15 protein-coding genes and 1 other RNA gene are annotated in these 13,448 nt (G+C 63.5%); 8 read left to right on the top strand and 8 right to left on the bottom strand.

The window, feature by feature from the left end; translation table 11 throughout:
* Window positions 1-105 precede the first annotated feature (105 nt).
* The 5 genes from AB7290_RS10325 to AB7290_RS10305 all read right to left on the bottom strand — a co-directional run bounded on the left by AB7290_RS10325 (window position 106) and on the right by AB7290_RS10305 (window position 4,756).
* On the bottom strand, window positions 106-1,086 hold the full coding sequence (locus AB7290_RS10325) for a tripartite tricarboxylate transporter substrate binding protein BugD (protein ID WP_071910509.1): 981 nt from the start codon (window positions 1,084-1,086) through the stop codon (window positions 106-108).
* 135 nt (window positions 1,087-1,221) lie between these two features.
* On the bottom strand, window positions 1,222-2,736 hold the full coding sequence (locus tag AB7290_RS10320; protein WP_085399731.1) for a tripartite tricarboxylate transporter permease: 1,515 nt from the start codon (window positions 2,734-2,736) through the stop codon (window positions 1,222-1,224).
* A 7-nt stretch (window positions 2,737-2,743) separates the two neighbouring features.
* Window positions 2,744-3,505: a tripartite tricarboxylate transporter TctB family protein gene (locus AB7290_RS10315; RefSeq protein ID WP_063981615.1), complete on the bottom strand. Its 762-nt coding sequence runs from the start codon at window positions 3,503-3,505 to the stop codon at window positions 2,744-2,746.
* Between the two features lie 94 nt (window positions 3,506-3,599).
* A complete protein-coding gene (locus AB7290_RS10310; RefSeq protein ID WP_063981614.1) occupies window positions 3,600-4,130 on the bottom strand; it encodes a chromate transporter in 531 nt (176 codons plus the stop codon).
* The gene (locus tag AB7290_RS10305; RefSeq protein WP_085399732.1) at window positions 4,127-4,756 is read right to left on the bottom strand and encodes a chromate transporter; all 630 of its coding nucleotides are present in this window, start codon (window positions 4,754-4,756) and stop codon (window positions 4,127-4,129) included. The genes AB7290_RS10310 and AB7290_RS10305 overlap by 4 nt, the downstream gene beginning before the upstream one ends.
* A 96-nt stretch (window positions 4,757-4,852) precedes the next feature.
* Here AB7290_RS10305 and ssrA point away from each other — a divergent pair.
* From ssrA to feoB, 7 genes are all read left to right on the top strand, one after another.
* Window positions 4,853-5,217: a transfer-messenger RNA gene (gene ssrA / locus AB7290_RS10300) on the top strand.
* 114 nt (window positions 5,218-5,331) lie between these two features.
* Window positions 5,332-5,850: an SspB family protein gene (locus tag AB7290_RS10295; protein ID WP_085399733.1), complete on the top strand. Its 519-nt coding sequence runs from the start codon at window positions 5,332-5,334 to the stop codon at window positions 5,848-5,850.
* A gap of 89 nt (window positions 5,851-5,939) precedes the next feature.
* On the top strand, window positions 5,940-7,388 hold the full coding sequence (gene fumC, locus AB7290_RS10290; protein WP_028156440.1) for a class II fumarate hydratase: 1,449 nt from the start codon (window positions 5,940-5,942) through the stop codon (window positions 7,386-7,388).
* Window positions 7,389-7,666: 278 nt separating this feature from the next.
* The gene (locus tag AB7290_RS10285; protein WP_063981611.1) at window positions 7,667-7,855 is read left to right on the top strand and encodes a DUF4169 family protein; all 189 of its coding nucleotides are present in this window, start codon (window positions 7,667-7,669) and stop codon (window positions 7,853-7,855) included.
* Complete coding sequence (locus AB7290_RS10280) at window positions 7,852-8,106, top strand: ribbon-helix-helix domain-containing protein (protein ID WP_014493044.1); 255 nt, start codon at window positions 7,852-7,854, stop codon at window positions 8,104-8,106. The genes AB7290_RS10285 and AB7290_RS10280 overlap by 4 nt, the downstream gene beginning before the upstream one ends.
* A 115-nt stretch (window positions 8,107-8,221) precedes the next feature.
* Entirely contained in the window at window positions 8,222-8,497 is a 276-nt protein-coding gene (locus AB7290_RS10275; RefSeq protein WP_014493043.1) for a FeoA family protein, read from the top strand.
* Between the two features lie 23 nt (window positions 8,498-8,520).
* Entirely contained in the window at window positions 8,521-10,392 is a 1,872-nt protein-coding gene (gene feoB / locus AB7290_RS10270) for a ferrous iron transporter B (protein WP_085399734.1), read from the top strand.
* Between the two features lie 197 nt (window positions 10,393-10,589).
* On the opposite strand, the gene AB7290_RS10265 is transcribed toward feoB, so the two are convergent.
* Window positions 10,590-10,877, bottom strand: a complete 288-nt coding sequence (locus AB7290_RS10265) for a DUF3551 domain-containing protein (protein ID WP_080586562.1) — start codon at window positions 10,875-10,877, stop codon at window positions 10,590-10,592.
* Window positions 10,878-11,382: 505 nt separating this feature from the next.
* On the opposite strand from AB7290_RS10265, the gene AB7290_RS10260 reads away from it, so the two are divergent.
* On the top strand, window positions 11,383-12,006 hold the full coding sequence (locus AB7290_RS10260) for a helix-turn-helix domain-containing protein (protein ID WP_244623079.1): 624 nt from the start codon (window positions 11,383-11,385) through the stop codon (window positions 12,004-12,006).
* A 94-nt stretch (window positions 12,007-12,100) separates the two neighbouring features.
* Here the strand turns inward: AB7290_RS10260 and AB7290_RS10255 are convergent, their stop codons facing one another.
* Both AB7290_RS10255 and AB7290_RS10250 read right to left on the bottom strand, forming a co-directional pair.
* Complete coding sequence (locus tag AB7290_RS10255) at window positions 12,101-12,856, bottom strand: outer membrane protein (RefSeq protein ID WP_085399736.1); 756 nt, start codon at window positions 12,854-12,856, stop codon at window positions 12,101-12,103.
* 162 nt (window positions 12,857-13,018) lie between these two features.
* Entirely contained in the window at window positions 13,019-13,285 is a 267-nt protein-coding gene (locus tag AB7290_RS10250; RefSeq protein ID WP_063981607.1) for a hypothetical protein, read from the bottom strand.
* Window positions 13,286-13,448 lie beyond the last annotated feature (163 nt).

Raw genomic sequence — 13,448 nt, 5'->3', positions numbered from 1 at the left:
TCGCTGTTTAACCCCATTATACCCCGAAAAGTGACTGTTCCCGGTGCAAACAACAAGGGGCGGAACTTGCGTCCCGCCCCTCGCCTATCGGCTTGAAAGTGCTCGTTAAGTTGCCGGCTTGAGCACCGGGGTCCACTTCGCGATCTCGTTCTTGACGAGGGTCGCCAGCGCCTCCGGCGTCCGGTCCTTGGGACCCGGAATGACGCTACCGAGCTCGAGCAGGCGCTTCTTCACGGTCTCGTCGTCGAGCGCCTTGATGGCGGCGGCATTCAGGCTCGCAATGATCGCGGGCGAAGTTCCCTTCGGCGCGAACATCGCGTTCCAGGCCTGGGCCTGGAACGCAGGCAGGCCGGCCTCCGCCGTGGTCGGCACGTTCGGCAGCGACGGATTGCGCTCGGCCGTCGCGATCGCATAGGCCTTGATGGTGCCGGCATTGATCTGCGGCACCGCATTGACGATCTGGTCGCACATGTAGTCGACCTGTCCGGCCACCAGCGCATTCATCGCGGGGCCCGTGCCGTTGAAGGGCACGCCGACCGGCTTGATGTCGAGGATCGAGTGCAGGAGCTCGCAGGAGACGTGCGAGACCGAGCCGACGCCGGCATGCGCGGCATTGACCTTCTCGGCGTTCGCTTTCACGTAGGCGACGAACTCCTTGAGGTCTTTCGGCGGAAAGTCCTTGCGCGCCAGGATCAGGATCGGCGTGCCCGCGAGCAGCGCGACCGGCTCAAAATCCTTTTCGGGATGGTAGGCGAGTTTCGGATAGAGCGGCACGGAGGCGGCATGCGTGCCCATATGCCCGGTAATGAGCGTATAGCCGTCATTGGCCGCGCGCGCAGCGCGCGTGGTCGCGGTGGTGCCGCCGGCGCCGACCACGTTCTCGATGATGATGCTCTGTCCGAGCGTCTGCGCCATGTGCCCGGTGACGATGCGCGAAATCACGTCGGTCGGTCCGCCGGCCGCGAACGGCACGATCATGGTGATGCTGCGCGTCGGATAGGTCTGCGCCTCCGCCGGTGCGACAAAGCCGCACAACGATGCGAACGCTGCGGCACATGCGCCCGCAAGCGCGCGAATGGAAGTCATCTCGATCCCCTCGGACGTAAAACAAAAATGCCGGCCACAGGGCCGGCATTTTCATTTCACGAAGCGGTCACACAAGTCGATTCGACTTCCGAATGCGGCGTGCGGACGCAGGGCGCCGCGACGACGCAGGCGCGGTCAGTTCTCGGATTCGGTGAACACCTCGTCGCGCTTGGCGCGCAGCACGGGCAGGACCGTGAGGATCAGCAGAAACGCCGCGATCGCCAACAGCACCGCCGACAACGGACGCGTCAGGAACACGCTCCAGTCGCCGCGCGAGATCAGAAGCGCACGACGCAGGTTCTCTTCCATCAGCGGTCCGAGCACCATGCCGAGCAGCAGCGGCGCCGGCTCGAAATCGTGCTTGATCAGCCAGTAGCCGACCAGACCGAAGACGCCCGCGAGAATGACGTCGACCGGTGCGTTGTTCACCGAGTAAATGCCGATCGCGCAGAAGATCACGATCGAGGGGAACATCAGCCGGTAAGGCACGCGCAGCAGCCGCACCCAGATTCCGACGAGCGGCAGGTTGATGATGATCAGCATCAGATTGCCGATCCACATCGAGGCGATCATGCCCCAGACCAGATCCGGCTGCTTCTGCATGACCTGCGGGCCCGGCACGATGCCGTGGATGGTCATCGCGCCGACCATCAGCGCCATCACCGCGTTCGGCGGGATGCCGAGCGTCAGCAGCGGAATGAACGATGTCTGCGCCGCAGCGTTGTTGGCGCTTTCCGGCCCCGCCACGCCCTCGATCGCGCCGCGGCCAAACCGCGACGGGTTCTTGGCGAGCTTCTTCTCGAGCGTATAGGCCGCAAACGACGCGATGACCGCGCCGCCGCCGGGCAGGATGCCGAGGATCGAGCCGAGCACCGTGCCGCGCAGGATCGCAGGCGCCGAATCGACCAGGTCTTTCCTGGTCGGCATCAGGCCGGTGATCTTCTGCTGCACCAGATCGCGGTTCATCTCGGCGCCGGCGTCGAGGTTACGGATGATCTCGGCGAAGCCGAACACACCCATCGCTACCGTCGCGAAGCCGAGGCCGTCGGCGAGCTCCGGAATGTTGAAGGCCATGCGCGAGGCGCCGGTCTCGATGTCCGAGCCGACGATCGAGAGCAGCAGGCCGAACACGATCATCGCGATCGCCTTCAGCACCGAGCCTTTGGCCAGCACCACCGCGAAGATCAGGCCGAGCACCATCAGCGAGAAATACTCGGCCGGACCGAACGCCAGCGCGAGCTTCGTGAGCGGCGCGCCGAGGACGGCGATCAAAACGGTCGCAACGCAGCCGGCGAAGAACGAGCCGATCGCGGCGATCGCCAGCGCCGGGCCGGCACGGCCCTGCTTGGCCATCTGGTGGCCGTCGATGGCGGTGACGACCGATGTCGCCTCACCGGGTATGTTGACCAGGATCGACGTCGTCGAGCCGCCATACTGGGCGCCGTAATAGATGCCGGCGAGCATGATCAGCGCGCCGACCGGCGGCAGGCCGAAAGTGATCGGCAGCAGCATCGCGACCGTCGCGATGGTGCCGATGCCCGGCAACACGCCGACCAGCGTGCCCACGAGGGCACCAATCAGGCACATCAGCAGGTTGATCGGAGAGAACGCGACGGCAAAACCGTGAGCGAGGTTGGCAAAGAGCTCCATTACACCCTCACTGAACCAGGAAACGCGGGAACATCGGCATCGGCAACCCGAGCACGTACGGGAACAGGATTGCGCAGCCGAGCGTCAGGCAGGCGCCGACGATGGCGGCCTCCAGCCAGCGCGTCTCATGCGAGCCCAGCGCCGCAATCATGAAGCTCACGAAGGCCGTGACCACGAGGCCGAGTGGCCGGATCGCCAGCGCGAAAAACAGGATCGCGACCATCACGAACAGAGGCCCGCGCCAGGAATAATGGGCCATCGCCGGCCCATCGGTCAAAAGGCCGGTCAAGGCGATGCCGGCCGACAAGGCCACCAGCAATCCACCGAACATCCGCGGCGCCGTGCCGGCGCCGAAGGAGAAGCCGCGCATGCCCTGCAGATCGCTCGACGCCCACAGCGCGAACAGGGCGAGCGCCATCAGGATGACGCCGCCGACATAGTCCTGCGCCGACCGGATCGTCATGAACAGCGTGAGGATCGCCACTGCAAACAGTGGATAGGAATAGATCAGGGCCAGCAGCACATCGGATGATGCCTTCTTGGTGCCGGCACCGAACGATCCGAATATGGCACTGGGCGCGCCGGCGAGCAGCGCCGTCGCATGGCCGGTTACGACCTGCAGTGGGCCGCGCCCGGCACCCCAGCCGAAGATCGTCCCGATCGACCAGATGAATTCGAAAATCTGCGGCGCGATCGCCAGCAGGCAGAAGCCGATCGCCACCGAGGTGTTTCGGGTGGCAGTCGCCGAGTGGCCCATCGTGTCGGCCATGCTTGTCTCCTCCGCGACTCCTAAGTCACGAGCACTGTTGTTCTAATCGGCTGGAAAAGGATCCCCCGCCCGGATCACTGCCTAGCGATTTTCATTACACAATGCCAGCAAAACCAATCAGGCCTCCGGCGAGCAGAAGCCAGAGTGGATTGATGCGCGAGACGGACGCGAGCACTGCAACCGCCGCGGTCAGAAGCAGCGCAGCAAAGGTGCGATCGGTCGACTGGGCCAGGATCAGGGCGCTGGCTGCCATCAATCCAATCGATAGCGGAACCAGTGCAGTCTGAATCAAGGCGGGCCAGCGCGATTGGCTGGGCCGGCTCAGCAGACGGCTGACATAATAGGCAAGCAGCGCCGTCGGCAGGCACATCGCCAGCGTCGCCGCCAGCGCGCCGGGGATGCCGGCGACGGCATAGCCGATTAACGTGACGATAAGTACGTTCGGACCTGGCGAGAGCTGTGCGATCGCATAGGCGTCGGCGAACTGCTTCTCGGTCATCCAGTGATGCACGTCGACTGCGATGCGGTGCATCTCCGGCACCGCCGCCGCAGCGCCGCCGACTGCGAACAACGACATTAGACCAAAGGTGGAGATCAGCGCCCAGATCGGGTTTTCGCTGTTCATACTGCTACCTTCCGCCGCACCCAATATGTGACGCCGATACTGATGGGAATCGCGACCAGCAGCACCGCCTGGAGCGGCAGGCGAAGCACGCCGATCGCAACGAACACGCCGAGCATGAGAATGAGCACGACGACGTCCATCCGCTTGAGCAATGGCATCATCATGCGGAAGACCACCGCGATCAGCAGCCCGACCGCCGCGCAGGAGATGCCCGCGAGGATCCGGCGCAGCACCTCCACATCGCCGAACCGGGCGTAGATGATCGCAAGCACGGTCATGATCACCGTCGGCGGCAGCAACAGCCCGGTAAAGGCGGCAACGCCGCCGGCGATGCCGCGCAGCCGCGACCCGAACACCATCGACAGGTTCACGATGTTGGGCCCGGGCAGGAAATGGCAGAGCGCAAAGGTCTCGTTGAACTCGTCCGCCGTCATCCAGCGGTGCTGATCGACAATGGCGTGGCGGGCAAACACCAGGACCCCGCCAAAGCCGGCCAACGACATCCGGGCGAAGGCCAGGAACAACGCGACGAGGCCGGGCGGAGGAGCGTGGGCGGCTGGATGGTCCGGCTCTTGATCTGGCTCTTGATCCGGCTCTTGGGCGGCCGGTGCTGAATCCGTGGACATGTCAGGAGCTTAGAACGCTGGCCGTCCCAGGGCCAAGATCATACCGAGGCCCGCCCGGGACCTATCCAAAGGGAACCGTGGGATCGCCGCTCGAAACACCTGTCATTTGAAACCTTTGCCCCCTATATTGGGGGTGCCGGTTCGCCGGCTATGGAAATAAACGGTCGTCGCAATAAACCATTCGGACCCGGGGGCGGTACCCGGCGCCTCCACCAAAGCCCACCAGCGGGCTCACCCAGAGCGGGCTTTGGCGGGGGCGAAATAGGATCGACGAGGGCGTAAAGGGCGTTCTTTTTCTCGGTATTGTTCCGCCGTTATCGGGCTATGCAATAGTTGCCAACGACAACTTTGCTCCGGTTGCTCAGGCTGCGTAACGCAGTTTGAAAGACCATTCTGAAGTCCTAACGGGTTAAGCTCCGTTAGGCGGGGTTCGGAGGCACCTGGCAACAGAAGCCTCCACTTACCTCTTATTTCCTTTCCGGCGGGGACTCCTGCTGACCCGTCAGGCGCGGTACTATTGCGGCTTGGCGAGTCGGGCCGGCAGGGCCCAACTCCTGGAATGCAACAGGACCACCATGGCGACCGATCATATCCGATACGATGTGCTGGCCCGCGACGCGCTGCGCGGCGTGCTGCGGAAGGTGCTGACCGATGCCGCGTCCCATGGACTGCCGGGCGAGCACCATTTCTTCATCACCTTCATGTCGAAGGCCGAGGGCGTGAAGCTGTCGTCGCGGCTCCTGGCGCAATATCCGGAAGAGATGACGATCATCCTCCAGCACCAGTTCTGGGATCTGACCGTGCTTGAGGACCGCTTCGAGGTCGGCCTGTCCTTCGGCGGCATTCCGGAGCGGCTGATCGTGCCGTTCAGCGCGATCAAGAGCTTCCTCGATCCGTCCGTGAAGTTCGGCCTCCAGTTCGACACCTCCGATGTCGCCGAGGTCTCGCCCGAGACATTGCCGGCCGCTCCCGCGCCGTCGGCCGTCGCGGTGCCCGCACCTGCCAGTGAACCGGCGGAAAGCGCCGAGGAGCCGACCGCCCCGAACCAGGGCGGCGCTGAGGTGGTGCGGCTCGATCGTTTCCGCAAGAAATGATCTAGGTTGGACCCGAAACGGTCGCGCCCGGCCAAACTGCCGATATAGAAGAGCACATGAAGAGGCTGCGCGGAATTCCGCGCCGCAGAATGGATGTGCTCATGGCCAAGACTGCTCGCTCGAAGACTGCTCGCTCGAAGACTGCCCGCCCCGCCAGCCGCACCGAGACCGACAGTTTCGGTCCCATCGAGGTCCCCGCCGATCGCTATTGGGGGGCGCAGACCGAACGCTCGCGCCAGAATTTCCGCATCGGCATCGACCGCATGCCGATCGAGCTCGTGCATGCGCTCGGGATCGTCAAGCTCGCCGCCGCACAATCCAACCTCGCGCTCGGCCTGCTCGACCAGCGCCGGGCCAATGCCATCATCCGCGCCGCGCGCGAGGTGATCGAGGGCAAGCTGGACGATCATTTCCCGCTGGTCGTGTGGCAGACCGGCTCGGGCACGCAGAGCAACATGAACCTCAACGAGGTCATCGCCAACCGCGCCAATGAGCTGCTCGGCGGCGAGCTCGGCGCCAAGAAGCCGGTGCATCCCAACGATCACGTCAACATGAGCCAGTCGTCGAACGACTCGTTCCCGACCGCGATGCACATCGCGGCCGCAAGCCGCATCAATGCCGATCTCGTCCCTGCCCTCGGCGAGCTGTTGCGCGCGCTCCGCAAGAAGGAGAAAGAGTTCGCAAAAATCGTCAAGATCGGGCGGACACACACCCAGGACGCGACGCCGCTGACGCTCGGCCAGGAATTTTCCGGCTACGCCGCGCAGGTCGAAAGCGGCATCGCCCGCCTCAAGGTCGCGGTGAAGGACCTCTATCCGCTGGCCCAGGGCGGCACCGCCGTCGGCACCGGCCTCAACTCCAAGCCGCGCTTCGCAAGACTGTTCGCAAAGCACGTTACCGGGATTACGAAGCTGCCCTTCACCAGCGCCGCCAACAAATTCGAGGCGCTGGCCTCGAACGACGCCTATGTGCTGGCGCACGGCGCCATCAATTCCGTCGCGACAGGCCTGTTCAAGATCGCCAACGACATCCGCCTGCTCGGATCGGGCCCGCGCTCGGGCCTCGGCGAGCTGATCCTGCCGGAGAACGAGCCGGGCTCCTCGATCATGCCCGGCAAGGTCAACCCGACGCAGTGCGAAGCGATGACGATGGTGTGCTGCCAGGTGTTCGGCAATCACACTGCGATCACAGTCGCCGGCAGCCAGGGCCATTTCGAGCTCAACGTCTACAAGCCCGTGCTCGCCTACAACATGCTGCACTCGATCCGGCTGATGGCGGACGCCGCGCGCTCCTTCACCGAACATTGCGTCAGCGGCATCCGTGCCGACGAAAAGCGCATCAGGGAGCTGATGCAGCGCTCGCTGATGCTGGTGACCGCGCTCGCCCCGAAGATCGGCTATGACAACGCCGCCAAGGTGGCGAAGACCGCGCATGCCAACGGCACCACGCTGAAGGAGGAGGCGCTGCGGCTCGGCTTCGTCTCAGCCGACGAGTTCGACCGGCTGGTGCAGCCGGAGAAAATGACGCGGCCTGGATGAATTCCGAATTCCGATAGTCATCCGTAATGATACGGTGCCCTGGGGCTCATAAATATAAGGCCTAAGGGCCGGGATTTGATTACCGTCAATGTTGTGGCGAGGCGGCGTGCTACGCAGGCCTCTCTGCCCTTTGACGGGGCTAATTCATCGTTTGATGGCCCGAGGGGCCAATTGACGAGGACGAGCGAATGGCGATCAAGTCTCATAGGGCGCAACACGGCACCCAGTTTCTGAATGTTTCATCCTGCCAGAAGAGGAGCGGATGATGGAGACGCGGCATGGGGAACGTCATCAACCTGAATCGTTTCAGGAAGCGCGCCGAGCGGGAAGCCACGGCGAAGCAGGCGGACGTCAACCGGGCGAAGTTCGGCCGCACGAAGGCGGAGCGGTCGGCGGAGGAGACGCGCGCGGACCAGGCGAAGGCGCATCTGGACCAGCATCAGATCGATCGCGAGGATCAGTCATGAAGTCGCCCGTGGTGAAACGGTCGATCGTGGTCGCCGGCCACAAGACCAGCGTCAGCCTGGAAGAGGCGTTCTGGAACGGCATGAAGGAGATCTCGGGCCTGCGCAACATGACGCTGTCCGAGCTGGTCGGCGAGATCGACGGCAACCGCCAGCAGGGCAATCTGTCCTCGGCGATCCGCCTGTTCGTCCTCGACTACTTCAAGAGCCGCGCCATGGCCGCCATCCAGCCGGAAAAGGTCCCGGCCCAGTAGCCGTTGGGCGTCCTCCAACGGCGCCTCACGGTTCTGCACTTTAAAATCACTCTAAGGTGCAGTTTCAGCCGACCCGCGCGCTTGACCTCACTGCCCTGCGTTGAAAATACAGGGCATGACCGACACCAATGACACGCGTTCGCGGATGCCGCTGGGCCTGGCCCAGCGCGGCTATATCGGCGTCATCCAACACCTTTCTGCCGGGGATGCCGGCTCGGCGCTCTCGGACATCGAGCTCGAGAGCCGGCTGATCGAGCTCGGCTTCGTCGAGGGCGCCCGGGTCGAGGTCCTGCACGAGGGCCTGGTCGGGCGCGACCCGATCGCCGTCCGTGTCGACAACATCACGATCGCGGTCCGCCGTCGTGAAGCCATGGCCATCATTGTCGCCTAGATAGCGACCGGAAATCTGATCCCATGGAAGCTCCTCTGCTGCATCTCGCCCTGGTGGGCACGCCGAACAGCGGCAAGACGTCGCTGTTCAACGCGCTGACCGGCAGCCGACAGAAGGTCGCGAACTATCCCGGCGTCACCGTCGAGCGCAAGGAAGGCTTCTTCGTTACGCCCCTGGGACGCCAGGTCTCGGTGGTCGACCTCCCCGGCACCTACTCGCTGCGCGGCCGCAGCCCGGACGAGGAGATCACCCGCGACTTCGTGCTCGGCAAGGCGTCCGGCGAGACCGTGCCCGACCTCGTGCTGTGCGTGGCCGACTCGACCAATCTGCGCCTGACCATCCGCCTGCTGCTGGAGCTGAAGCGCACCGGCCGGCCGATGATCCTCGTGCTCAACATGTTCGACATCGCGAGCCGGCGCGGCATCACCGTCGACGTGGAGCGGCTCGCCAAGGAGCTCGGCGTGCCCGTGGTCACCTCGATCGCGGTGCGCAAGAGCGGCACGGCCGACCTGTTGGCGCTGACGGACGAGATCTCGGCGAAACTCGCCGCGGAGCCGCGGGAGAACAGCTGGCGCGCGCTCAGCGTCGCCGAGCTGCGCGCCACCCAGCGCGAGGCCGACCGCATCATCGCCGACTGCGTCAGCCTGCCAAGCCGGCCCGACACCTGGACCGCGCGGATCGATGCCGTTGTGCTGCATCCGGTCGGCGGCCTGATCGTGCTCGCTCTCATCCTGTTCGTGATGTTCCAGGCGGTGTTCGCCTGGGCGCAGCCGCTGATGGACCTGCTCAACAACGGCTTCGACGCGCTCGGCGAATTCGTGCACGCCACCCTGCCCGCCGGCCTGCTGCAGAGCTTCCTTCAGAACGGCGTGATCTCAGGCGTCGGCAGCGTCATCGTGTTCCTGCCGCAGATCATCATCATCTTCCTGTTCATCCTGCTGCTGGAAGACTTCGGCTACATGGCGCGCGCCGCGTTCCTGATGGACCGCATCATGGGCGGCGCCGGCCTGCACGGCCGCGCCTTCATTCCGCTGCTGTCGAGCTTTGCCTGCGCCATTCCCGGCATCATGGCGACGCGCGTGATCGACAACAAGCGCGACCGGCTGACCACGATCCTGATCGCGCCGCTGATGACCTGCTCGGCGCGCATTCCCGTCTATACGCTGATCATCTCGGCCTTCATTCCGGCCAGGGACGTCTGGGGCTTCATTAACCTCCAGGGCCTCGTGATGTTCGGCCTCTACGCCGCCGGCATCACCAGCGCGCTGGTCGTCTCGTTCCTGATCAAATTCTTCATGCTGCGCGACTATGCGCCGGCGCCGTTCATGCTGGAGCTGCCGGACTACAAGATGCCGCGGCTGAAATCGATCGCGATCGGCGTCTACACGCGGGCGAAAATGTTCCTGCACCGCGCCGGCACCACGATCTTCTCGATGATGGTGCTGATCTGGTTTCTGGCCTCGTTCCCGCAGCCGCCCGCGGGCGCCACCGAGCCGGCGATCGACTTCAGCCTGGCCGCGATCATCGGCAAGGCGCTCGAGCCCCTGCTCGCCCCCGTCGGCTTCAACTGGCAGATCGCGGTCGCGCTGATCCCGGGCATGGCGGCGCGCGAGGTCGCGGTCGCAGCCCTCGGCACCGTCTATGCGATCGAAGGCGGCAAGGAAGCGGCCGAGCAGATCGGCCAGGTGTTGGCGACGAAATGGTCGCTCGCGACCGCGCTGTCGATGCTGGCCTGGTACATCTTCGCCCCGCAATGCGCATCCACGCTCGCCGTGATCCGGCGCGAGACCGGAAGCTGGACCTGGATGGCCGTGACCTTCTTCTACATGCTGGTGCTCGCCTATGCCGCGAGCCTCCTGACCTACAACGTCGCGGTCGCGTTAGGGGCGGGATAAGGCCCCCTCAAACCAAAACTGCGAAAACAACCCCATGCACAGTAGACGTGGGTTGTGAAATCAATGGCTTACGCATTTGCAAAAACCACCCGGGCCAAGGACTAATGCGCGCCGGTTGCACCGTCGGGCAAAACACTGGCACAATGGTATCGTCGAAGAATTGCCAAGACCGGGATCAGGATCGGGATAGAGATCCGCTAGCGCGGATACCACTGACCGCGAGGGTCATACTGATGCGCGAAGGCGTAGCTCGGATTGACGCCGCAATAGGCACTGATCCCTGAAGCGGTTGCCATGCACTGCTCATAGGTCGCGAATTGGCAATTGCCTGGGTATCCCCAGATCCGCCCCTGCAAGCAGTAGCTATTAGGAACACCCGGGGCGACGTTGCCATGGCGATACTGGCGTTCGGCCGCGGACGAGATCGAGGCTGCCGACACCAGAATTGAGCTAACCGATAGAATTGCGAAAAGCAGGCGGGTCATCTTCATCTCCTGATTTAAGTTCCGTCGGATGCTGCGCGCCAACCTGCCTTCTGGCTGCGAACATCAAACCCAATTGGGCGCGCGCGGTCCCAACGAAAATCAACGGATCTAAGGCAGGGGGCACGAGGCCGCACACACGAATGCGGCTGCTGCCGCAGTAAGTCGTCTTGCATCCATAGTTGTCTCCGTGAGCTGGTGAAGTCCAGCCATCGAAGCATGGAAACCTTACGAGGCCTCACGTTGCGCTAGATCAAGGCGGCGTATCGCGACATGCCAAACCTCGTCCTGTCCGTTGGTACAATGAACCTTAGGACGATAGTCACTCGTCCCGCTTTCGAACAAGCTCGATATCAGGAACAACAAGAGCCGCGCGACACTGTCCCCGTTTCAGCACATGCTCCGCGACTGACGAACCCGATCGCTATGAGATTGAGGAGTTGGTCCAATGCTGATGCACGCAACCCCGGTCTCCCTTCCCCGCCCGCATTCTCTTAGCGAACTCGGAATGACCGCCGCCTCGAATCCGGTGGTCAGCCTGCGCGAATTCACCTACAGGCGCGACAGCGAGATCTACGGCGAGAAGGAGCCCGCCGAATACATCTACCAGGTCAAGTCAGGCACAGTACGAAGCTACAAGCTGCTGTCCGACGGGCGCCGGCAGATCAATGCGTTTCATGTTCCCGGCGACACCTTCGGGCTGACGAATGGCGGTGTCCATCGCTTCACGACGGAAGCGGTGACGGACACGACCGTGCGGCTGATCAGGCGGGAGAGCCTCGACGCTGTTGCCGGGAGCGACGGCACCTTGGCCGGAAGCCTGCTCCATATGACCACGACGAATCTCCGGCATGCCGAGGACCACATGCTGCTGCTTGGACGCAAGACGTCGCTGGAGCGGGTTGCTGCCTTTCTGATCGAAATGGACAGGCGGCTCACGGCCGCAGGCGTCCTCGCGCTGCCGATGTCGAGGCGTGACATCGCGGATTATCTCGGTATGACGCTCGAGACCGTCTCGCGATCTCTCTCGCATTTGCGCGCGCTTGGGATCCTCGGTTTCATCGACAAGAACCAGCGTCACATCGTGCTCTTGGACAGACAACAACTCGCCGGGTTCGACCGTCGGAACTGACGCCGGAAGCGGCGGACATCCTCGCGTTTTCGCGCTTCCCATGAAAAAGGCCCCGGTCCATGCCGGGGCCTGAAGTCACTGGGAAGACACAGGCTCAGTAGCGAGCACCATAACCAGCACCATAACCGCCGAAGCGATAGTTCACGCGAACCGTGACCATGTCGATATCCTGGGTGACACCGCTGCCGGTGAGGGTGAACCCACCGGGTGTGACCACGCCTGCGAAGGAGGTGTTGTCACGCCCCATCCAGAGGTGGTCGTATTCGACACCGACCGTCCAGTTCGGGCTGAAGCCATACTCCCAGCCGACACCCAGGGCACCGCCCCAGCGCGTGTGACCTGCCGAGGCGAGGCCGACGCCGGTGACATTGTTGAAGATGTCAAAGCGATTGCGCGTCACGGCGGCGCCGCCCTTCACGTAGAGCAGTGAGGCGTTCCATGCCCAACCGAGCTGAGCCGTGAACAGCCCGATCGCATCGGTCTTGCCCGTGGTCGAGATAAACGGATCGATCACGCTGACGCGTGTGTTCTTGATCTCGGCCCAATCACCCTGAGCTTCCAGGCCGAGCACGAACTGATTGGTCTGCCAGCGATACCCGATCTGTCCACCGACGAGGCCTCCGGAGCGATCGGCGCAACCACTTGCGACGTTGCCTGCGGGCGTTATCAAATCGACGCAACCGTGGCTCTGCCCCCAGCCTCCGTTGGCGCCGATGTAAAATCCGGTCCAGTTGTAAACCGCCACCACCGGTGCCGGCGGCGGCGCCTTGACGGCCATATCGGCCGCCATGGCCGGAGCCGCCATGCTCAGCGCCGCGAAGCCGATCGCCGCGATCGAAAGCTTTTTCATCGTTTCGTCCCCTTTGCTCAAATTTCTTTCGTCAGAAGCGAGCCCTAATGCAGGCTGGCGTGCATAAAGCTTGCGAACATCCTGAAGTTTACGCGCGAGGGGATTTTGGGCCCGTACCAAAATGGCAACACTCAAACGCCATCGCTATGCACAGAAGAGTGCTTAGTCAGTCTTTGAAGTGCCGTGCGCTCCAGCACCGTCCTGTTCGTCAGCAAGCCACGCGCCGATGCCGGAGGATGGGATCACCCGCTTCGGCAGGTGCGGGTTGATCGTGCCTGCAAAGACGGAAAGTCCCTCATCGCGCTTGGCGCGCGCAAACAGCTTGGCTTCATGCTCAGTCGCGAAGGTCTTCGTCTCGCGCGGACTTCGTTGTCTCGGCAGAACGCCTCGCCGTTGCACTTCGAAGGTGACGTACCAGGTCGGACTCATTGCGCACACCAACATGTCACCAGTCCCTGGACTCGCGTTGTGGTGCGGCTGTCATCCGCCTGTTTGATTCAGATCAAGCAGCGACTTGACTGCGAACGCTTGACGCGCCGGGTCGCGAACTGAGGGTCGGTTGACCCGTCGGGCAACACAGGAGCACGATGGC

It is taken from the genome of Bradyrhizobium sp. 613_E4_N2_2, from assembly GCF_052075995.1.
Classification (GTDB): domain Bacteria; phylum Pseudomonadota; class Alphaproteobacteria; order Rhizobiales; family Xanthobacteraceae; genus Bradyrhizobium; species Bradyrhizobium barranii.
This window is presented reverse-complemented; position numbering and strand designations above follow the sequence as displayed.